This is a genomic window from Actinomycetota bacterium, from assembly GCA_041658565.1.
In the GTDB taxonomy this organism is placed as follows: Bacteria; Actinomycetota; AC-67; order AC-67; family AC-67; genus JBAZZY01.
Map to the genome: position 1 here is coordinate 18,639 of JBAZZY010000008.1, position 20,183 is coordinate 38,821.

Genomic DNA, 20,183 nt, shown 5'->3' on the forward strand with positions numbered 1-20,183 from the left:
GGACAACAAAGCACCGTCCAAGGAGAACGGACGGGCACGCCGAATCATTCGTTGGTGAAACGGCGTTGGATTCTGGCGATGATCGCGGCCATTGCGGCCAACTCGCTCGCACCTTCTCGCGCGGATGAGCCCGAGGCAACCGGCTTCGTCTTCGAGCCGACCTTCTCGGGTTTGCAGGCTCCAGCTCCGGAGACGCATTCGGTGTGGCCCGACAGGATTCTCGCCATGCAGAGCGACGGAGCACGCCTGCATTCGCTGTGGACCGACGTCGACGGCGTTCGACGGGTCGCCTATCGATCATCGACCAACGGGACCGCATGGTCGGCACCGGAAACCGCTTCAGTCCCGACCGACGCCACCTCGCTCGTCGCCTTGCAGGACGGAACCGTGTTCGTGTTGGGAAACAGCATGCACTCGGTGCGCCGGGATCCTCGCACCGGAACCTGGACCGCCTCTCCCATTCCGGTCGAGCAACCCGTCTATCTTGCGCAACTCGCTGCTGGACCCGACGGGCGCCTGTGGGTCGTCTACACACGTGACGCCCCGTGGGCATCGTCTCGAACATTGATGTGCGTCTCTCGAGATCCCTCAACGGGAACGTGGAGTGCGCCCGAGACGGTCGGGACTCCCTTCGGAGCGCACAGCCCCGACCTCCTCGTGACCGTGACCTCCGACGGAGTTCCGTGGGTGACGAGCACGCTCCCGGGAACCGACGTCTCTATCTTTCACCGCACGCCGTCGGGATGGGTTAGCGAGAGGCCGATCCACGCGCGTTCGGCCGGCCAAGTGAATGCGAACGCCCTGGGCGCGCGCGCCGACGGGTCGCTGCTCATGCCCTACTGGGACCGCGACGCCCTCGGCACGCACGCATTGAAGTGGGCGACGCGCGACGCCACCGGGTGGACGCTACGCGGATCGCTGCTCGATCGCACATCGGTTCTCGCGGGCCGGGGGAGCATCGCGCGCGCGCCTAACGGGGACGACGTCGTGGTTTGGGAGGAGACCTCGACGTACTACGAGGCCGGCTATCGAGTCGCGTCCAGACTCTCCCCAGGCGGGACCTGGACGCCGGCCGCCGTCGTCGGTGCCTTTCCGCGAGCTATGCGAGCCGGCATGTCCCTTGCGGTCGCGGCGAACGGCCGGGCTGTGCTCGGAACCGACTCCACGTGGGGAAGCGCCTACGACGACGGTGGGATTCTCGCGGTCGAGCAGCCCGACGGGACGTGGTCGGACGAGATGCCGGCAGGACCGGCTCGCCTGGTGGACGGGCCACCCGGGCAGAAGGGCATCGAGCTCGCCGCAGCGCCCAACGACTCCGCCTTCGCGGCTTGGTGGCAGGAGACCCACGACGGGCTGGGGACCCCCGACACGGGGCGCACCCCCCACATCGTCTTCGCCGTCCGGGGTCCGACCGGCAGTTGGTCTGTCCCGCAGAGACTCGACCAGGGAGCCGCTTGGCGCCCTCGGACGCGCGCCGACTTGGACCCGGGCGTCGCCGGCGTCGCTTCCAGCCCGGAGGGCACCCTCTATGTCATCTGGCGTGACATCGTCGCGCGGCCGGACATGAGCACTCGGATGCGAATGGTGGGACGCCTTCGCACCCCCGAGGGAGTCTGGTCGGACCTCGAGGAGCTCCCCATCACGTGGCCGGTTCCGCGGGGTAAGGAGTACCGGCCGCAAATGGCCTTCGACGCAGGCGGGTCTCTGTGGGTGATGGACCCCTACGGCAAGGAGGCGCGACGCCGGCCGGACGGCACGTGGACCGAGGAACCTGCGTTGCTCTCCGGATCCACCCTCATTCTCGACGGTCTGCGCATGGCGGTGGCACCCGACGGAACGCAGTTCGCGCAGTATGCCGCAGGCACGATCCCCGGCGGGGGAGCCGTGCTGATCTCCCGGCGCACGCCCGGCGGTTCCTGGTCGCCGCCGGAGCGCGTGGATTCGGACGACCCGGGAGCGCGCGTCTCGGGCGACCTCGTGATCATCGATCGCCTGCTCGTTTCTGCCTGGTCCGAGCAGGTGTCCAGCGAGAACAACACGTGGCGGGGGAAGCTCGCGACGCGCCCCCTCGGAGGTACCACCTGGGACGGCCCCAAGATCTTCGCGACCGAGGGAGGAGCCCAAATCACCGACGTCGCAGCCATGCGCGATGGTAGCTGGTGGGTCTTGTACCAAAGGTGCGCACGCAAGGACGACGGGAACACCGACTGCGCCGGCTACCCGAGCTCCGCCGCTCTGCGAGCGGTGCGGCGCGCGCCAGACGGTCGGTGGGACTCACCCGTGTACGTCAGTCCCACAGGGTTCATCGGTGGGCCGGGCGGAGTGGACGACTCCGAACCGCCGCATCTGGTTGGGGACTACCGGCCACTCGTCGCGTGGGGACTACCCGATCACTTCTTCCCCCGGCTCGGCCCCAGCCACACAATGCTATCCATCGGACACCCGGACGCATCGCTCAGACTTGCCTCATCGACCCTGACCCCCAGGGCCGGTGAGTGCGTCGACTCCGAGGTGAGGGTCTCCGCCGTCGACGGACGCCCGCTCGACCTGATCGAAGTTGCCTGGATCACATCCCCGAACATCGGGGGAGGAGGAGCGGTCACGTACGCAGGCGCGTCCCTGGCACGCTTCTGCCGAACCAGGGCCGGGGCGGTGGCGGTCTCAGTTCTGCTCAGCCAAGGGGCTCTTCGGGCATCCCAGACCCTCACGTGGAACGCGGGCGACCCCACAGTCATCCATCTGTCTGCCGCGGAGTCCCCCGAAGTGGGAGCGGAGCAGCGGATCACAGTTCAAGTCACCGACGGATTTGGCAACCCCGTTCCTGCCCCGCTCACGTGGACGAAGGTGTCCGGACCCGGTGAGATGCGGTCCGTGCCGCACCAGACCGCCGAGGACGGAACTGCCGACGGTGTCGCCTACTCCGAACAGGTCGGGGACATGACGGTGGAGGTCGCGATACCCGACACCAACGTCCGGGCCACGGTGTCCCTCGCCTGGCGGCCAGGACCTCCGAGATCACTCCGCTTCGACGATCCCCCCGCCTCTGCCCCCACCGGGTCCCTCGTCTCACTGCGAGTGAGCGCGGTGGACACTTTCGGAAACGATTCGCCCCAACTCGGACTGGTCGTCGTGTGGTCCTCGGCGGGGCAGGGTGCAATCACGGGCCTTCCCGCCACCGACTTCCGCGGACGAACAAGTGCGGTCGGGACTTCGGCCACCGCCGGGGAAACGATAGTCACCGCCCTGCTGCACTCCACAGGCACCTCGGTATCTACCCACCTAACGTGGGTTTGAAACGATCGTCATGCAAAGACGGCCGGGGAATCCCCGGCCGTCGAATGCTGCTTACGCCTTACGCCTTCTGAACTTCGATCGAGATGGTCGCCTCGACCTCGGGGTGCAGTCGCAACTGCGCCGCGTGGGCACCAAGGCTCTTGATCGGGGATTCGAAGGCCAAGCGCTTCTTGTCGATCTTCGGTCCGCCCGCCTTGGCGATCGCTTCGGCCACTTGCGCGGGAGTCACCTGACCGAACAACCGACCGCCGTCGCCGGCCTTGGCCGTGACCTTCACCTTGAGCGCGCCGAGTTGATCTGCGATGGCGCGCGCCTGCTCCAGATTGCGGACCTCGCGCAACTCACGCGTACGGCGGATCGTGTCCACCTGCTTGAGCGTGCCCTTGGTCGCCTGCACTGCCAGCCGCCGCGGGATGAGGTAGTTGCGGGCATACCCGTCCGCGACATCGATGACGTCGCCGGGAGCCCCGACCTCGCGGACTTCTTGCGTAAGTACGACTTTCATTTGCTCATGTAGGGCAGGAGCGCCATCTCGCGCGCGTTCTTGACGGCCGCGGCGACATCACGCTGGTGCTGGGTACACGCGCCGCTCACGCGGCGCGAGCGGATCTTGCCTCGATCCGACACGAACTTGCGCAGAAGCTGGACATCCTTGAAGTCCACCCACTCCGTCTTGTCCTTGCAGAACTGGCACACTCGCGTGCGAGGCTTGCGCATCCACGCTTTCTTGTCTACGCGCTTCGTTCCTCGCCGCTCTTTGTCGTTTCTCGCCATGTCTTCCCTCTGTCAGAAAGCGTCGTCGGGAACCGGAGCCTCGGGGCCCCAGTCGCTTCCGCCGCCGCCGGTACCGCCGGCACCGGCAGTGCTGCCGCCGCCACCGCGCGAAACCTTCTCGACCTTTGCCGTCGCCCACTTCAGCGACGGTCCAACGTCCACAGCCTCGATTTCGACGACCGTGCGCTTCTCGCCTTCCTGCGTCTCCCAGGAGCGCATGCGCAACGTGCCGGTCACAACGACGCGCGTTCCGCGAGTCAGAGACTCCGCGATGTTCTCGGCCAGCTGACGCCAGCAGTTCACGCGGAAGAACGAAGTGTCTCCGTCCTTCCACTCGTTGGTCTGCGGGTCACGCACTCGCTTGCTGACCGCCATGCGGAAGTTCGCCACCGCGGCGCCCTGCGCCGTGAAGCGCAATTCGGGATCGTCGGTGAGGTTCCCCACCAACGTGACCGTGTTCTCGCTCATTGCTGCACCCTTTCCGGGGAAGGACCTTTTCGGCTAGTACTTGCCCGGCCGAACGATCTTGTGACGCATGACTTCGTCGGATAGTCCGAGCACTCGATCAAGCTCGGTCAGTACCGGCGGCTGGGCCTGAAGCTGGGCTACGACGTAGTAGCCCTCGCTCAGGTGGTTAATCTCGAACGCGAGCCTGCGACGGCCCCACATGTCGACCTTTGTAGCCTCACCGCCGCGCTCGGCGATGACTCCGACGAACCGATCCACGGCCTGTTGGATCACGGCGTCGTCGAGCCGCGGGTCGAGGATCAGCATGAGTTCGTAGTGGCGGGTTTCCGCCATTCTCTCACCTCCTACGGTCTGTACGGCCCCCTCCAAGGGGAAGGAGCAGGAGTGAGTCCCTTATTGTCCGGCCATCGTGGCCGGTGGACCGCGCCAGCATACCAGTGGCCTCCCAAGGGCTCCACCGCAGGTTTTCCGATCGACTGAATCGACCGAAACGGGGCGCGTGCGACTTCGGACATACCGCCGACCCTACCTCCGCGGGGTGACAACAACCTCGGTTTGCCACGCCGAGTTGCCCTCGTTGTCCCGCACGTCGGAAAGGCCGATGAACTGGCCCGCCTCGAAGCCACAAGTTCAGACCATGCCCATCCGATACCTAGTCCGAACCGGCCACCTAACGGAGATTTCGCGATGGCTATGGTGCCACGGACCAAGATCCTCGCCCTCACCGTCGTAATCGGCGCTGCGTCCTCAATGACCGTTTCAGCAGCCGCCATCCGCGGCGCTCCTTCGGACACCGATCGCCCCCCGGCCGCATCTCGCGCCGATCTCGAGCGCGAAGTCGTCGACCTCGTGGTCGCCGTACGCGGGCTGCCGATCAGGGATGGCTCTTTCGATGACCGCGACCGGTACTGCCCCCGCGACCAGATCAAAGTCACGTGGACGGCACCCGAAGGCACGTATCCGAACGGGGCGTATATCGAGCCCCTGGGTCCAGCGCCGGGACCGGACACAGTCAACGTCAACGGCATCGCTGTTTGCGAGTCCTCGACCTACGCCTATATGGGTTTCGAGGCGCTGCGGACGGCTACGGGGTGGGACGTCGTGCCGGTTCCGGACTTCGCCGGAGACGACGACGATGTCGCGAACCTGCCCGACCCGCCCGCGGAGTCCGTCGATCCGAAGTTCACCCCACGAGCGACTCCGCCCCCTGCCGCAACACCGGGCGCCGGGGACGCCGGGGGCGCGGCGCCTACGCCGGGCAATTTCACCGCGGCGATCGAACCCTACGCGGCCTACGACCCGCAGAGCAGTTGCAGCCCGTCACCCAAGCCGGGAATGCTGGCGTTTCGCTCGCTCGTGCTTTCCCGGTACGAAGGAACCGGCAGCCTCGGGATCAGCCGCAACTGCTCGGCCGGTGGCCTGAGCGAGCACAAGGAAGGGCGCGCGTGGGACTGGCGCGTGAACGTGAACCGGCCCGCCGAGCGTGCCGGCGCACAGAACCTAATCAACTGGTTGTTCGCAACCGATGAGTTCGGCAACCGACACGCGATGGCGCGGCGACTGGGCGTCATGTACATGGTGTGGAACCACCAAATTTGGGGCTCTTATCGCGCTTCGCAAGGGTGGCGGCCCTACCACGGAGCGAGCGCGCATACGGACCACGTTCACTTCAGCTTCGCGCGCGCCGGCGCGGCTGGGAAGACCAGCTTCTGGACCGGCGTACCGGCGAGCATGCCGGGCGCGGCGTACGCAGGTTGGTCCGCGAGCGGAAGCGATGTGCGCGCGGTGCGCGATACGAGTCGCACGTCCACTCGCGGGCGCGCGCCGCGACATCCGCCCACGTCCCAGCCGTCGGCGGATGAAGACGCCCCACGACACCGCACTCACATCCATCCCCCGAACGTCGTCCCGAGTTGGACCCCGCAGCCGCAGCCCACATCGTGGTCCGAACGCGAACACCGCCACCGGCCACGAACCGAGCCCACCGAATCCCCCGCGACTGAACCAGTTCCCGCGGTCGAACCAACTCCGCAGATCGACCCGGCTCCGCAAGCAGAGAAGTCCGACGATGAGGAAAGGGCCGACAAGCCTCGGGCTCGGCGCGGAAAGCGGGGCGACGATCACGCGCGACGACGGGAGGGCAATCGCCCGGAGTGGAATCGAGACTCGTGGACGCAACGACCCGAACGCGATTCGTCACGGACCGGCGAGGAACGCAGAACTCACAAGCGCGGCGGCGACCGCAAGTCGCACTCGCGTCAGGGATGGGGTAGCAGGCAGTGACCCGCTGCGTTTCTAGACCGCGAGATCGCGGCGCTCGAAGAACCACAGCGCAAACACGAGCGCCGCAAGGGGAATAGCGGTCAGAACCGTCAGATCCAGCAGATTGAATCCGTTCGTCAGCGGATCATGGCCTAGAAAGAAGTAAAGCGGCGTCGCCTTGCGCATAGGCCGCAAGAGATGAACCGACGGCGCCAACGTGTGTATTAGAAACGCAACCAACGCGAGCCCGCTCGATGCACCGAGCGCCAGCGACCGCGATCCGGTCGCGGCCCCCAGAGCCATTCCGATCGCTCCGAACCCCAGCGCGAACAAGCCAAGATCAACCGCGGCCGCCGCAAGCGAGACCAACGACACGTGCAAATCAAACGGCGGACCCAGCAGCGCCACCCCAACCCACGTCAGCCCCGAAAGGAACGCCGTTCCCGCGGCCATCGCGACGAACTTGTCGAGCACGATCCGGCGACGACGAACCGGAGTCGCCAGCAGCATGTCGAGCGTGCCGGCTTCCTCTTCGCCTGCCAGGCCGCGGGTTCCCATTCCAATGGCGTAGATCAGCATCAAGATCGGCGTCACGAACGTGAACATCTCGGCGCGCAGATACCCCGCCGGCGTGCCGAAATCCGTACCGATCAGGTTGCGGACGGCCTCCGGCATGCTTTCGAGCGTACTGCTGTATGCCGCGGCGTTATCGCGAACAGAGGGCCACACGCTCGTGTACATCAAGATGTAGCCGACCGTCCCCAACGCCCACCACCGCAGGGCGCGCGCGTGATAGCGCAGGGTCCGTGCCGCGACGTTGCCGAGCATCCGTCCGCGCTCCGCGGGGCGCGCGGCGACATTAGCTGCCATCAGGTTCTCCCTCACGGTCGCCGTAGAACGCCAGGAAGATCTCCTCGAGCGTCGGCTCATGACTGAAGATGTCCACGACCTCGTGGCGCGCGGCGACCTTGATTACGGCATCCACCGACCCGGCAACCGCAAGGCGCACGATCCCGCCCGCCGCCGAGACGTCGTGTACGCCGGGCAAGTTGGCGAACGCGTCGGATGGAATCGGTGACGCGAAGTGGATCTCAACGTTTCGAACCGAGCGCGCTTTGAGATCCGCGATTTCCTCCACCGCGGCCAGACGGCCTTCCCGAATGATTGCGACGCGATGACACAACCGCTCCACTTCCGGCATGACGTGTGAACAAAGAAACACCGTCTGACCCTCATCGCGGATGTCGTCGATCACCCGCTGGAACTCCTGTTGCGCAAACGGATCCAGTCCCTGCGTCGGCTCGTCGAGAATCACCAGATCCGGCCGGTGCATGAACGCCTGAATAAGCGCCACCTTCTGTCGATTTCCGTGTGACAGCGACTTGATCATCTTGTCGAGATCACAATCGAGGCGGTCCGCTAAGTCCATCGCGTGCGCCCAGTCGACGCCGCCGCGCAGCGCCGCAAGATGGCGCAAGAAATCGAGCCCGGTCATGCGGTCGTACATCTTGATCTCACCGGGGACGTAGCCGACGCGTTTGCGGATCTCGACGCTGTCGCGGTGGGAATCAAGCCCGAAAACCTGCGCGCGCCCGCTCGTCGGCCGAATCAGATCGAGCAGAGTTCGGATCGTGGTGGTCTTGCCGGCGCCGTTCGGCCCGAGGAACCCAAAAACCTCGCCGGCGTCCACCTCCAGGCTCAGATCCACAACGCCGCGCGCGGAGCCGTAGAACTTGCTCAATGCGTCGATCGATATGACCGCCATCCCACGTCTCCCGCCGGCAAACGCGACCTTGTCAGAGCCTACCGGCTTCGGGATGCGGACCGAGCAAAAGGAGGGACTTCGAAGCGTTCAACGGCTCTCCGGACGACGCACTCTACTTCGGAGCCGTCGAGCCGTTCGACTTCGTCGCGGCCACCCGCGCCTACGGCGATGACGGCTTGAGCCCCGCCCTGTCCTGGAGCTATTGGAACGGCCAGGGGTGGGCGGCCCTCCCCGTGACGCGCGACGAGTTGACCGGAGAGTGCGGGTGCGCGGAGTTCACCCCGCCTACCGACTGGACTCAGACCGAGGCACTCGAGACCACGCGCGCGTACTGGATCCGCGCGCGCCGCACCGAACCGGGAATCGCCCGCGTGGCTCTGGAATCAGTCACCACACTCCACACCTTGCAGGCGCCATCTGTCCCGCCATCGCAGCCGGGCGACGTCACGCTCATCGCGCTCGACGGCGTCGACAGCTCACTGATCTCAATGGTGCTCCCCACCGAGCGCAAGCTCCGAAGCGACCTTGCGAGCGAGATCCCTGACTTTGTCTATCCCAACGCCGACTACCCCGACGTGTATGTTCGATTCAGTGTTCTTGCCCAGGGGCCTGCACCTCAGCCCAACCAGATCATCCTTGGAGACGCTCTGCGTGTGCGCGCGCACCTCAAGACCAAGCGCGACTCCAACACCCCCAAAGAGAAGGTGCTCCAGATCACTGCCACGAAGTGCTTTGCCGGCACGCAGGTCCCCCCGGAGGGGGCCTTTGTGGGCGCGAAGTCAACCGAGAACAGCGTCCCGGAGGATCTTGGATCCAGCCAATCCCCGACGACCGTGAGCAGATCCCTATACTTCCCGACGACCGTTGGCGTGCACACATGTGTGCTCAACGCCGGGTCGTGGCGGCTCATGGAGGACCCCACCGCCGGGAATTTGAGTGCACTCGCGGCGGGCAACACCTTCATCGAGGCAAACGTCATCAACGGAGGCTCATCGCACCAGACCGGCATCCGCGAGGTTGCTGTTCCGATCGCCGACTCCTATACCCTCGTGTCCAGCGAGACCTGGGATGTGCAGCCCGGTGTCCCGGTCGAGGTTATCGGCGACTTGGAACTCACGACCTGCACAAACTCCGCCGCCGACCACAGCCCCTGTCCCGCCCACGCGACCAACGGCACGTTCGTCAAGGCACGTTCAAAACTGACGGTCGTCTTTCCCGAGAATGTGTGTCCGCAAGTGACTTCGGAGGAAGACACTTACATCAACAAGTATCAGCATCACCGCAAGCTTCCGAACGCGATCACGATCTCGGCGGAAACTCTAGCCGCCTGCGGAAGCTCACTCGTCGTCGAACTCCGATTGAAGTCGTTCGCGGGCGACAGCCATCCGGAGTGGGCAGACGCCGACGGCGTCGGGGTTGAAGGGAGGAGTGCGGGGGAATCCCTGGAACAGTTGGAGTTCTCAGTCTTGCTGGTCGCGTCGGACGCCTTGTCGCCCGACTGAGTCTCAGTCGAAGGTTACCGACTCGATGGCGCCGCGAAAGATCGCGCGGACGGCACCCACAAGGGCCGGCAGACCCTTCGTAGGATCCGCCCCGAGATCGGCGCGCGTCCAAATCTCGGCAGAGACGTACGCAAGCCCCGCGGGGATCGGATCCTTGCCTTCGAACCCCTTGATCTCGAAGGGGACGTCGATGATGGTGTCGTCCATCTGCTTGGGCCACTTCAGGGGGTCGTTCAGCGAAAGGACCGTGACGTACGCATGCTCGGCGCAGACATAACCACAGGCCTCCCATGGGTCCATGAAGACCATGAGGGCAACCTCCGCGGACCCCCACAGCGAACACGCTGTGGCGACCAGACAATCGTGGGATACCTCCGCGTGAGAGATGCGCAGCCTGACCGAGCCGGTGACGACGTCGGTCTGTTCGGGCACTAGGTGAGTGTACGTGACGTCGAACCACGCTTCGGCGGCACTGCTGGAGGAGCCATGGCCGAGACCGCCGTTCGGGGACGTGACGGTCGCCTCAGACGTGAGCGCGCCAGTCCGCGGATCCGCCGTGGCGACCGACGTGCAGGTATCCCCCGGATCCCCCTGGTGCAAGCAGTCCGGGTAGGTGTCGATCATGGCTCCGACGTACGGAGGCTCGTAGGTCGTCTGCGCGCGCGCAACGCTGCCCCCGGCGAGCCACAAGCTCGCAACCAGCCCCGCAGCCACGATTCGACGCACCTTCATTTCCCTCACGTTCGACACGAACGCTCGTCTTCCTGCGCCGACCCTACACCGCGCGCGCGCGCAAGAAGTCACCAAGTCTGCGGGGGATCCGCGCCACGAAACCGCGCGGCTCGTCGGGAAGCTCAACGCTCGGTCGAGTTCGCGAGCGCAGCCTCCACCGCGGCGACAAGCGCCGGCAGCTTGCTCCCGACGACGTCGGCGAGCACGGACGGATCCAGGTCGAAGTAGACGTGGAAGAGGAACTCACGGAACCCTTTCACGCCCCTCCGTCGACATCCGGAACCCCCTCCAGGACCCGGGGGCTCACCCTCTTCGCCAGCTCGTCGACTTGGTCGAGGCGCTTCGCGATCGCATCGACCGTCTTCGCATCGGCCAGCCAACCCCTGCCCGTCGGCGTACCGGAGGGCCATCGCCGCAAGCGCGCGCCCGGTCGGAGTGCGTCGGCCAAGCCCCAAAGAACTGTCCGAGGATTCTTGGGATAAGCCACAGGAAAGGAGAGCACCGCGGCGAACCTCCAGCGCGAGAGCACTGCACCCGAGCACAGGGGAGGGAACCATGCGCAAGGGAATCCGCGCGCGCGCCGTGGGATTCGTTCTGGTCATCGCAGGAACGCTGTTGATGCCGGCGGCCTCGCAAGCTGCCGAGTACACCTACGTCGCGATGGCCGACGGCACGAAGATCGCCATCTCGGTCAACTACCCGGAGAACTTCGACCCCGACCGACCCGGCGGTTGGCCGACGCTGTTCGCGATAGACGGATACGCAGGCGGCGCCGGGACACAGAGCACGCTCGGGAACAACTACGTCGGCGTTTACGCGTCCGTCCGAGGCACGGGGTGCTCCGGTGGGCGCTTCGACTTGTTCGACCGTCGTCACGCGTACGACGGCCACGAGATCATCGAGAACTGGATCGTCAAGCAGCCATGGTCCAACGGCAAGGTCGGTATCGTCGGCCACTCCTATCCCGGCCTGACCGGATTCCTCGTCGCGTCCACGAACCCGCCGCACCTCACAGCAATCGCGGTCTCAGGTCTCATCGACGACGTGTACCGCGGAATCGTCTACCCGGGCGGCGTGCCGAACTACGGTTTTCCGCTGTACTGGTCATACGGATTCCGGCCGGCAGTTGAACTGGCGGCGAACTCGGGTCGGATGATTGACGAGACCACCGCCCCCGACCCGACGTGCGCGGCCAACATCGCCACGCGGCCCCCGAAGGACGCCTTGGACGACCCATTCCTTCAGGGCATCACGTCGCAAGAGGACGAGACGTGGTACGCGGTTCGTTCGCTCCGCTCCTACCTTCACGGGATCACCAAGCCGATCCACATCACCCAGCAGTATCAGGACGAGCAAACCGGCCCGCGCGGCGGGCATTGGCTGTGGGAGCACATCACGGGAGTTCCCAAGCGCCTGGTGCTGACGAACGGAGTCCACGGAAGCACCAGCGTCGGTTCCGCCGATCGGGCCGCATGGCTGGATTGCTGGATCATCAAGGATGGGCAGAACTGCGGTGAGGTGAGCGATCCCTCCAAACGAGTGCGGATCCACTTCGAGACGACGGACGGTGCCGGGCAAGCACCGTACGTGTCGTCCAACTGGCCCCTGCCCGAGACCGACTGGCAACGCTTCCACCTGCGCGCCGCCGGGACGCTTACGTCCGAAGCACCCGCGGCGGGTGAAGCCCCGACGAACTATGTGAGCCTCACCGCCGGACGGCAGACGGCGGCGACCGGTGGATTCGGGTTCGGCAACGAAGGCGCCGGCCGGATCACCTACGCATCAGGACCCGATGAGGCGAGCTATCTGCTCGACTTCGGTGCGCCCACTGCGATAGCGGGACCGATCAACCTGAGCCTATGGGCAACCTCGACGGCCGTGGACACGGACTTCTTCGTGGACGTGATCGACGTCTGGCCCGACGGTCGCTATGAGTTCGTTCAGCGGGGCATGCAGCGCGCGTCGCATCGCGCAATCGACCACCTGCAAACGGACGTCGTTCAGTCCGGCCCGCACGAGGGTGAGATCTACCGGGCTTACCACCCGCACACCAACGCCACGAAACTCACGCCGTTGGAACCGACGGAATTCGAGATCGAGGTCTTCCCGGTGTCTCACTTCTTCCGCGAAGGCCACAAGTTGATGCTGAAGATCCACGCTCCGCCGCCGGTGGACCCGCTGTCGATCTGGGCGTACCCGTCGGCTCAGCCGCCGGCGCTGAACACGATCCTGCAAGACGCAGGGCATCCGTCGAGCATTCTGCTGCCGCTGCTGCCCGACACATCGTGGTTGCCGGAAACGGGACCGGACTGCGGCGCTCAGGTGGGGATTCCCTGCTTCACGCCGGTCGCCTCGTAACCGACGGGATCGAGTAGGGGCGGGGGTCTACCCCGCCCCTCTCGCCGCCGAACACGCAGGGCCCGAACCCGACGACAAGACGCCGTGAACCCAACCAGGCTGCAGCCATGCCAAAAGGCGTTGGGCAACGTCCGCAGTCACCTGCATCTCACCCCTTTTCCAGGAAGGGGACACGCAGTACCCTTGCCAAAAGGGCAAGCAGCAGATTCAGGATGAACGGGAGTCCCGGGATGAATACGTGGAAGACGTCACTAGGCTCACTGGCTCTCCTCGTCGCAGGGGTCGGCCTCGCAGTCGGCGTAACGACGATGACTCCCGGCCACAGCGACCCGGCCGGACCCCCTGCGCCGACCACGTCGCTCGACCCCAACGACGCCCCCGAGTGTCCCCCGGGACATCTGCCGAGTCGAGCGACGTGGCGCCCTCCCCCGCAGGACGCGCCGACCTCCGACTGCCGGGTACAAGAGACCGGTCGAACGGTTCGACCCAAACCGCCCGGGAGCGTCGTCGAGCCCGCGCCTAGCCCGAGTCGGCGAGAGGACCCTCCCGCTCCTTCGCCATCCGAGAAGGCCGATCCGGCGGGAGCTGCCGACGATCCCAACGGTATGCCGGCATGTCCGCCGGATGATGGCCGGAACGCGGACACCTGGGCCCCACCCCCGCCGACAGCCGGCACTTCCGACTGCAAGGTGTCCGAGACCGGACAGGACGACCGCGGCAAGCCCTCGGGAAGCACCGTCGAGCCATCGCCCTGACGCCGTCCTCGCCCGCGCTCTCTTTCGGGTGGCGAAACCAAGGGAGGTCGACCCCACCTGCACCGCGCCGGACCTGCAGACCTCATCCGGGGGTTCGCAAGGACCCCGGGACACCGGCAAGACGCCGTGAACGTAACCAGGCCCTGGCTCGGGGTTAGCGATCACGCGAAACGAACCAGCGGCGAGTAGTGGGTCAGAGACACGGCTACCTTCAGGTCTTCGACCTTCTCGGAGAACCGTTGAGGGGTGTGACAGCAACCCTCGGAGTTGACAACCACTTAGCCATCCCCCTAAACTTAGCTCTACCACTAAATTCAGGAAGGGGCCTAACTGCATATGCAGGTGTTGGATTTCGGGAATCCGTACCGACCCGGAGCAGGGCACATGCCTCCCCACCTGGCCGGTCGAGAACGGGAATACCGCGAGTTTGATCGCCTCCTCGAACAGCAAACCATCCTTGAAAACCTAGTCCTGACAGGCCTGCGCGGAGTTGGGAAGACGGTCCTGCTGGACACGTTCAAGCCAAGGGCCATCAAACAAGGTTGGCTTTGGGCAGGGACCGACCTGTCTGAATCGGCGAGTGTCAGCGAGGCGAGCCTGGCGCGCCGAATCCTGGCCGACCTTGCTGTCATCACGTCCACGATCACGGTGCCGGCAACCACGCCCAAGGGGATGGGGTTCGGCACCGCCGCAAGGAAGACGACGGTTCCCCTGTCCCACGGAATCCTGGTGACGATGTACGACGACACCCCAGGGCTCGTTTCCGACAAGATCAAGGCCGTTCTGGAATTCGCCTGGCAGTACCTAAGCCAACAGGAACGACATCGCGTGGTCTTCGCCTACGACGAAGCGCAGAACCTATCGGACAACGCGAGCAAGGAACAGTTTCCCCTCTCTGTGCTGTTGGACGTGTTCCAGTCCATTCAGAAGAAGGGAATTCCCTTCATGCTGGTGCTAACCGGGCTGCCGACATTGTTCCCTGGGCTAGTAGAGGCCCGGACATATTCCGAACGCATGTTCCGCGTTGTGACGCTCGGGCGTCTGAACGAAGAAGAAAGCCGGGAGGCGATCTCAAAACCGGTGGAGGAGGCCGACTGTCCCATCAAGTTCAACGCCGCGTCGGTCACCACCATTGTCCGTGAGTCGGGGGGGTATCCCTACTTCATTCAGTTCATTTGTCGCGAGGTATACGACGTCTTCATCCAACAGATCGCCAACGAGGAATATGCAGAGGTGCCCATCGAAGCCATCCAGCGGAAGCTCGATAGCGACTTCTTCGCAGGGAGGTGGGCCAAGGTCACCGATCGGCAGCGACAGCTTCTGTGGGTGGTCGCAACGCTTGAACACGCGGATGAAGAGTTCACTATCCAGGAGCTGGTAGCCCAGTCCGTTCGAAAACTCGCCAAGCCCTTCTCGTCCAGTCATGCGAACCAAATGCTTGGATCGCTAGCGGAACAGGGGCTGATCTACAAGAACCGCCTCGGGAAGTACTCCTTCGCAGTCCCCCTGATGGGTAAGTTCATCCTTCGGGCCTATGAGCCTGCCATCGACGTTTTGCGGCCTGCCTAGCGATACCAGTCGCGAACCCGACTCGACCACCGGTTCCCGTCATCACCTGTCCAGCCCCTCGACTCGATCCTCGTCGAGACGCAACGTGAAGCACAAGGGCGACAATCACATCCGCGTGATTCCGACGACAGGCGCGCGCGGCGATGGCGCGCGCTGAAAGATCGGTTGGAACTAGTGGCCGGACATCGCGCCGTCGGGCATGCCCGGCATCGTGTGACCGGACATCGAGTCGTCGGGCATGCCCGGCATCGTTTGGCCGAAGGCCGGGCTCGGGCTTGGCGCCGGGGATTCCTCCGCATCGCCGACGACGATCCTGCCGCTCTCTCCGGGGTGATACCGACATCCGTAGCCGTAGGACCGCGCGTCGGAAAACACCACGAACTTGCTCTGTCCCGGCTGGATATCGCCCACGTCCAACGAGCAGCCCAAGCAGGTCGCGGTGTGGGTCTGGGTCGTCTCGTTCAGGAATTCGACGCGCTGCCCCGGATCGACGTGCACGAGCGCCGGCTCGAACACCTGACGTCCGTCACGTTCGACAATCTTGATCGTGACCTGGGCCCCGGTGCGAGGCAAGGACATTACCAACGCCGAAGCCGCAACGACCACGGGGAGCATGGACCAACGCAGGAGTCTCATTGCCACGAAATCATAAGAGCGCCCGGGCGCGCGCGCGACTCGGCGAGCTACCGCGGCGCAAGGAAGCGCCGCCAGGTCAGGTAGCCGGCGCCGCTCAGCAACAAGATAAAGATCATCGCGACACCGGTCCGGCCAAGGCCGCCGCCTGCGCCGCCGATTCGATCCCCCGCGCCCAACGGCGACCCCTCGCCCGTAGGACTCGCAGATGCCGTCGGACTCGCCGAGGCAGAAGCACTCGGAGTCGGCGAGGCGCTCCGACTCGGGCGGACGGTGGGCGATGACTTGGCCGTACGCGTCGGAGACGGCGCAACAGTCTTTTCCTTCACGACGATCTGCCCGCACATCCCGCACGGCTGGCGGTTCGCCGCCAGGTTCGGGTTCGGCTTCAGCGACGGATCGCCGTGTGCCTTGCAGTAGTAGTTGTAGGTTCCGGGCTCGGAGAAGGTGACCGAGAACGACCCGCCGGGCGGGATGCAGTCCGTCGGATTCACCAAGTCGGCGTTCGCGCAGACTCGCTGGGTGCGCGGCGACGAGTCGAACCGGATCGGTGCATCCGGGTACGCGGTGATCGTGTGATCGACCTCGCCCGCGTTGGTCCACGCCACTGTGTCGCCGACCACGACAACCCGGTACACCGGCGTAAAGGAGAAATCGCGCGCCTCCACTCCGTAGGTCGCGGCCGAACCGATCCCCGGCGCCGCGAGCACGACGAGTGCGCACGCCGCAAGTGCAGCGGCGACCCGCACCGATCCACCAGGTCTCATCGCCTTGACACTATACGGTGAGGTCGAGTCCGGGTTGCCCCTCAGGGTAGGCCGCGACGTACAATCCCGCGGGAGGCAGAGCCATGAGCGAGAGATATCGCCCAAGTCTTCGAGACGCGTTCGAGAACTGGAGCGAGTCCGACGCGCCCTTGTTCCGCAAGATCGGCCTCACTGCGCGCAACGAGTGGAAGAAGATTCGCACCGGACGCAATTGCTGCGGCAACATCGACGAACCAGGCTGTTGAATGCGTTCCACCCCGCCGTCCGGTTCGGACGGTACCGAGCAGGAGGGCGGCTCTCCACAGTGAGGCCGGCATCGGGAGGCGAACATGCACGAGTACGACCTGTACATCAACGGCGAGTGGACCCCGGCCGCGTCGGGTGACACCTTCGAGACCATCAACCCCTCGGACGGCGAGGTCATCGGACGCGTTGCCAAGGGCGGCAAGGAAGACATGGTGCGCGCGATCGGCGCCGCGCGTAAGTCCTTTGACTCGGGCGTATGGGCCGACATGCCGCAGGCCGAGCGCTCGCGCCGCATGGCGCAAGTCTGGGAGGTTCTGACCGCGCGCCTTCCCGAACTCGCACAGATCGAAGCCGAAGACGCGGGCCACACCGTGCGCATGGCGAACCTGTTCTCGATCGCGCTCGGAGTTGAGCACTGGCGCATCCTGGCGGAGCTGGCCGGCACCATCGGCGACATCGAGCCGGTTCCGTACAACGACTACCCCGCGCCGTCGTGGGGCTTCGTGCGACGCGAGCCCTTCGGTGTCACCGCCGCGATCACGCCCTGGAACTTCCCCTTCATCTTGATGATGTGGAAGGTCGCCCCGGCGCTCGCGACCGGCAACAGCGTCGTGGTGAAGCCGGCGACCTACACGCCGCTTTCCTCGCTGGCTTTCGCCAAGATCATCGAGGAGACCGGTCTGATCCCGCCGGGCGTGCTCAACGTCGTCCCCGGCGCCGGCGCGTCGGCCGGTGAAGAACTCGCCGCCAACCCGATGGTGGACAAGGTGGCGTTCACCGGCTCGACCGAAGTCGGCCGGCGCATCATGCAGGTCGCGTCCGGCACGGTGAAGAAGGTCACGCTGGAATTGGGCGGCAAGAGCGCGAACATCTTGCTCGACGACGCCGACCTCGACATCGCCATCCCCGGCGCACTGTGGGCAACGTTCTTGCACCAGGGGCAGATCTGCCACTCCGGCACCCGCTTGTTCGTCCCGTCGGCAATGCACGATGACGTCGTGGCGCGCCTGGTGGCGTTGGCCGAGACGCTCAAGGTCGGGTCGGCCATGGACTTCGACAGCGACATGGGACCGCTCGCGCACATCTCGCAACTCGAGACCGTCGAGCGCTACGTGCAACTGGGTCTGAAGGAAGGTGCGACGCTGGCCACCGGTGGCGAGCGGGCCATCGTCCCCGGTCACGAAAACGGCTGGTACTTCAAGCCCACGATCTTCACCAACGTGACCAACGACATGACCATCGCCCAGGAAGAGATCTTCGGGCCGGTGCTGTCTGTGATCCGCTACGACTCGGTCGAGGACGCCATCAACATGGCCAACGACTCGATCTACGGTCTGGGCGGCGGCGTGTGGTCCCGCGACATCCCGCGCGCGATCAACGTCGCAAAGCGCATCCGCACGGGAACCGTGTGGATCAACGACTACCACCTGACCAACGCTTACGCGCCCTTCGGCGGCTACAAGCAGTCCGGCGTCGGGCGCGAACTCGGAACGTGGGGTCTTCGCGAGTACCAGCAGACCAAGTTCATCCACGTCGACCAGGTCCCGAGCAAAGACCAGAAGTTCTGGTTCCAGATCCTCGGCCTGTAAGGCTCACATCACCACGAACGGGACCGGTATTCCGGTCCCGTTCGCTTGTGGACGTCCGGGGAGAACGTGGAGAGGGTTGTCGGCGATCACCGGTACAGCCCCCACTGCACCAACTCGTGGCACAATCCACATAGGCACCGCCCTAACAGGAGGCTCGTGGATCACTCAGGCATCCTCAAGGAGAACGCCGAGGAGTTGGCGAACGCATGCCGACGACATCGGGTCCACCGCCTGACGCTTTTCGGTTCGGCGGCGGTTGGCGCGTTTGATCCGGCCACCAGCGATTTCGATCTGCTGGTCGAGTTCGAGCCGATGAGTTCCTCCGATCGCGCGAACCACTTCTTCGGGCTCCAGGAGGATCTCGAAGAACTCCTTGGTGCGCCCGTGGACCTCGTCGAACCCAGCGCGATACGAAACCCCTACTTCACGCGGGCGATCGAGCCGACTCTGCGCGTTCTGTATGAAGCCGCTTGAGGTTCGCAAGTACCTGTTCGACATCCTCCAGGCCTGTGAGTTGTTGGTCAGGTTCACAGAAGGCAAGACGCTCGCCGAGTATCTCCAGGATCCCATGATGCGATCCGCCGTCGAGCGGCAATTCGAGATCGTCGGCGAAGCCCTGGCGGGAGCACTGCGTATCGATCCTTCGGTAGCCTCCGCAGTCAGCGATGCCCACCGCGTCGTCGCTTTCCGAAACCGCCTGATCCACGGTTATGCCTTCGTCTCGGACGAGGTCGTGTGGGGGGTCCTGGAGAACAACCTTTCGACGCTCCGCCACGAAGTAGCGACGCTCTTGGGGACGCCCGGACAGGACGAGTAGGGTTGCATTCTTGTGGCACCGGGACGCGCAAAGCGCGTGTCCCCAGCGCGGGCTTCCTTGGGCAGCAGCGCGGCGCGTGGTGGTGCACCTGGTCGCCAGGATCGACCGCAAGGTCTGGGACGCTAAGCCGGTGAGCGTCCTGACCTCCCTCCGCACTGCGACCAACAAGGGCGAGTACAAGGGAATCAAGGCCGTGATGCGTGGCGGCGAGACATGCCTCGTCCGGGAGAAGTAGAACATGCGGCGACATCGCCTCTTGACTTAATAACGAAGGCGGGGGTCGCATTCCGCCCATCGCCCATACAATACGATCGTGAAGATCTCGGTCACGTCCTTTGCCGCGGAGTCGGTTCGGCGCGTGCGCGAGGGGGGACGCACGAATCTGGTGATGGTGATCTCCAGCGGGTGCTGCGATTCGACTGCGCCGTTCTTGTACGACAACTACGTCCCAGAGGCGACTTCTGAGCCGGTCGGCGAGATCGAGGGTATTCCCGTCCTTGCGCCGGAGTGGATCCGCAAACTCTACGACGGGGATTCCGAACTGACGGTCGACGCCATCGAAAGCCCCGCCGAGGACTCGCTATCGCTCGAGAGCGATTTGGGTCGGCGCTTCGTGCTGCGCGCGCCGGGTAACTCAGGCCTCGGGTAGCGC

The 20,183-nt window shown here is 65.1% G+C and carries 21 protein-coding genes; 11 read left to right on the top strand and 10 right to left on the bottom strand.

The window, feature by feature from the left end; genetic code table 11:
- Positions 1-54 precede the first annotated feature (54 nt).
- Entirely contained in the window at positions 55-3,294 is a 3,240-nt protein-coding gene (locus WDA27_06280; protein MFA5890540.1) for an Ig-like domain-containing protein, read from the top strand.
- A gap of 58 nt (positions 3,295-3,352) precedes the next feature.
- Here the strand turns inward: WDA27_06280 and rplI are convergent, their stop codons facing one another.
- The 4 genes from rplI to rpsF form a co-directional block, all read right to left on the bottom strand.
- A complete protein-coding gene (gene rplI, locus WDA27_06285) occupies positions 3,353-3,799 on the bottom strand; it encodes a 50S ribosomal protein L9 (protein MFA5890541.1) in 447 nt (148 codons plus the stop codon).
- Positions 3,796-4,011, bottom strand: a complete 216-nt coding sequence (gene rpsR / locus WDA27_06290) for a 30S ribosomal protein S18 (protein MFA5890542.1) — start codon at positions 4,009-4,011, stop codon at positions 3,796-3,798. The genes rplI and rpsR overlap by 4 nt, the downstream gene beginning before the upstream one ends.
- Positions 4,012-4,080: 69 nt before the next feature.
- Positions 4,081-4,536, bottom strand: coding sequence for a single-stranded DNA-binding protein (locus tag WDA27_06295; protein MFA5890543.1), 456 nt, complete (start codon positions 4,534-4,536; stop codon positions 4,081-4,083).
- A 33-nt stretch (positions 4,537-4,569) separates the two neighbouring features.
- Positions 4,570-4,869 (bottom strand): 30S ribosomal protein S6, encoded by a 300-nt coding sequence (gene rpsF / locus WDA27_06300; GenBank protein ID MFA5890544.1) that lies wholly within the window; start codon positions 4,867-4,869, stop codon positions 4,570-4,572.
- Positions 4,870-5,223: 354 nt separating this feature from the next.
- On the opposite strand from rpsF, the gene WDA27_06305 reads away from it, so the two are divergent.
- Positions 5,224-6,819, top strand: a complete 1,596-nt coding sequence (locus tag WDA27_06305; GenBank protein MFA5890545.1) for a hypothetical protein — start codon at positions 5,224-5,226, stop codon at positions 6,817-6,819.
- Positions 6,820-6,831: 12 nt separating this feature from the next.
- Here WDA27_06305 and WDA27_06310 read toward each other — a convergent pair whose 3' ends face one another.
- Positions 6,832-7,668 carry an ABC transporter permease subunit gene (locus WDA27_06310; protein MFA5890546.1) on the bottom strand — a complete coding sequence of 279 codons (837 nt, stop codon included), beginning with the start codon at positions 7,666-7,668 and terminating at the stop codon, positions 6,832-6,834.
- On the bottom strand, positions 7,658-8,563 hold the full coding sequence (locus WDA27_06315; protein MFA5890547.1) for an ABC transporter ATP-binding protein: 906 nt from the start codon (positions 8,561-8,563) through the stop codon (positions 7,658-7,660). Before WDA27_06315 ends, WDA27_06310 begins: the two co-directional genes overlap by 11 nt.
- 176 nt (positions 8,564-8,739) lie before the next feature.
- On the opposite strand from WDA27_06315, the gene WDA27_06320 reads away from it, so the two are divergent.
- Positions 8,740-10,065, top strand: coding sequence for a hypothetical protein (locus WDA27_06320; protein MFA5890548.1), 1,326 nt, complete (start codon positions 8,740-8,742; stop codon positions 10,063-10,065).
- A gap of 3 nt (positions 10,066-10,068) precedes the next feature.
- On the opposite strand, the gene WDA27_06325 is transcribed toward WDA27_06320, so the two are convergent.
- Both WDA27_06325 and WDA27_06330 read right to left on the bottom strand, forming a co-directional pair.
- A complete protein-coding gene (locus WDA27_06325) occupies positions 10,069-10,797 on the bottom strand; it encodes a hypothetical protein (GenBank protein ID MFA5890549.1) in 729 nt (242 codons plus the stop codon).
- 122 nt (positions 10,798-10,919) lie between these two features.
- Positions 10,920-11,057: a HepT-like ribonuclease domain-containing protein gene (locus tag WDA27_06330; GenBank protein MFA5890550.1), complete on the bottom strand. Its 138-nt coding sequence runs from the start codon at positions 11,055-11,057 to the stop codon at positions 10,920-10,922.
- A gap of 295 nt (positions 11,058-11,352) precedes the next feature.
- On the opposite strand from WDA27_06330, the gene WDA27_06335 reads away from it, so the two are divergent.
- Complete coding sequence (locus tag WDA27_06335; GenBank protein MFA5890551.1) at positions 11,353-13,155, top strand: CocE/NonD family hydrolase; 1,803 nt, start codon at positions 11,353-11,355, stop codon at positions 13,153-13,155.
- Between the two features lie 1,139 nt (positions 13,156-14,294).
- A complete protein-coding gene (locus tag WDA27_06340; GenBank protein MFA5890552.1) occupies positions 14,295-15,479 on the top strand; it encodes an ATP-binding protein in 1,185 nt (394 codons plus the stop codon).
- A gap of 171 nt (positions 15,480-15,650) precedes the next feature.
- On the opposite strand, the gene WDA27_06345 is transcribed toward WDA27_06340, so the two are convergent.
- Both WDA27_06345 and WDA27_06350 read right to left on the bottom strand, forming a co-directional pair.
- Positions 15,651-16,115, bottom strand: coding sequence for a hypothetical protein (locus WDA27_06345; protein MFA5890553.1), 465 nt, complete (start codon positions 16,113-16,115; stop codon positions 15,651-15,653).
- Between the two features lie 47 nt (positions 16,116-16,162).
- Positions 16,163-16,879, bottom strand: coding sequence for a plastocyanin/azurin family copper-binding protein (locus tag WDA27_06350; protein ID MFA5890554.1), 717 nt, complete (start codon positions 16,877-16,879; stop codon positions 16,163-16,165).
- An 83-nt stretch (positions 16,880-16,962) separates the two neighbouring features.
- On the opposite strand from WDA27_06350, the gene WDA27_06355 reads away from it, so the two are divergent.
- The 6 genes from WDA27_06355 (at position 16,963) to WDA27_06380 (ending at position 20,180) form a co-directional block, all read left to right on the top strand.
- A complete protein-coding gene (locus WDA27_06355) occupies positions 16,963-17,124 on the top strand; it encodes a hypothetical protein (protein MFA5890555.1) in 162 nt (53 codons plus the stop codon).
- A gap of 84 nt (positions 17,125-17,208) precedes the next feature.
- The gene (locus tag WDA27_06360) at positions 17,209-18,714 is read left to right on the top strand and encodes an aldehyde dehydrogenase family protein (GenBank protein MFA5890556.1); all 1,506 of its coding nucleotides are present in this window, start codon (positions 17,209-17,211) and stop codon (positions 18,712-18,714) included.
- 156 nt (positions 18,715-18,870) lie between these two features.
- Positions 18,871-19,188 (top strand): nucleotidyltransferase domain-containing protein, encoded by a 318-nt coding sequence (locus WDA27_06365; protein ID MFA5890557.1) that lies wholly within the window; start codon positions 18,871-18,873, stop codon positions 19,186-19,188.
- Entirely contained in the window at positions 19,175-19,531 is a 357-nt protein-coding gene (locus tag WDA27_06370; protein MFA5890558.1) for a HepT-like ribonuclease domain-containing protein, read from the top strand. The genes WDA27_06365 and WDA27_06370 overlap by 14 nt, the downstream gene beginning before the upstream one ends.
- Before the next feature lie 76 nt (positions 19,532-19,607).
- Entirely contained in the window at positions 19,608-19,766 is a 159-nt protein-coding gene (locus tag WDA27_06375; GenBank protein ID MFA5890559.1) for a hypothetical protein, read from the top strand.
- A gap of 78 nt (positions 19,767-19,844) precedes the next feature.
- The gene (locus WDA27_06380) at positions 19,845-20,180 is read left to right on the top strand and encodes a DUF779 domain-containing protein (protein ID MFA5890560.1); all 336 of its coding nucleotides are present in this window, start codon (positions 19,845-19,847) and stop codon (positions 20,178-20,180) included.
- Positions 20,181-20,183: the final 3 nt, after the last annotated feature.

Bases quoted from the DNA above. Each gene is read 5' to 3' on its own strand.
- WDA27_06310 (MFA5890546.1), bottom strand. From the start codon at position 7,668: ATGGCAGCTAATGTCGCCGCGCGCCCCGCGGAGCGCGGACGGATGCTC.
- WDA27_06295 (MFA5890543.1), bottom strand. From the start codon at position 4,536: ATGAGCGAGAACACGGTCACGTTGGTGGGGAACCTCACCGACGATCCC.
- WDA27_06325 (MFA5890549.1), bottom strand. From the start codon at position 10,797: ATGAAGGTGCGTCGAATCGTGGCTGCGGGGCTGGTTGCGAGCTTGTGG.
- WDA27_06345 (MFA5890553.1), bottom strand. From the start codon at position 16,115: ATGAGACTCCTGCGTTGGTCCATGCTCCCCGTGGTCGTTGCGGCTTCG.
- WDA27_06305 (MFA5890545.1), top strand. From the start codon at position 5,224: ATGGCTATGGTGCCACGGACCAAGATCCTCGCCCTCACCGTCGTAATC.
- rplI (MFA5890541.1), bottom strand. From the start codon at position 3,799: ATGAAAGTCGTACTTACGCAAGAAGTCCGCGAGGTCGGGGCTCCCGGC.
- WDA27_06355 (MFA5890555.1), top strand. From the start codon at position 16,963: ATGAGCGAGAGATATCGCCCAAGTCTTCGAGACGCGTTCGAGAACTGG.
- WDA27_06370 (MFA5890558.1), top strand. From the start codon at position 19,175: ATGAAGCCGCTTGAGGTTCGCAAGTACCTGTTCGACATCCTCCAGGCC.
- rpsR (MFA5890542.1), bottom strand. From the start codon at position 4,011: ATGCGCAAGCCTCGCACGCGAGTGTGCCAGTTCTGCAAGGACAAGACG.
- WDA27_06350 (MFA5890554.1), bottom strand. From the start codon at position 16,879: ATGAGACCTGGTGGATCGGTGCGGGTCGCCGCTGCACTTGCGGCGTGC.
- WDA27_06340 (MFA5890552.1), top strand. From the start codon at position 14,295: ATGCCTCCCCACCTGGCCGGTCGAGAACGGGAATACCGCGAGTTTGAT.
- WDA27_06335 (MFA5890551.1), top strand. From the start codon at position 11,353: ATGCGCAAGGGAATCCGCGCGCGCGCCGTGGGATTCGTTCTGGTCATC.
- rpsF (MFA5890544.1), bottom strand. From the start codon at position 4,869: ATGGCGGAAACCCGCCACTACGAACTCATGCTGATCCTCGACCCGCGG.
- WDA27_06360 (MFA5890556.1), top strand. From the start codon at position 17,209: ATGCACGAGTACGACCTGTACATCAACGGCGAGTGGACCCCGGCCGCG.
- WDA27_06315 (MFA5890547.1), bottom strand. From the start codon at position 8,563: ATGGCGGTCATATCGATCGACGCATTGAGCAAGTTCTACGGCTCCGCG.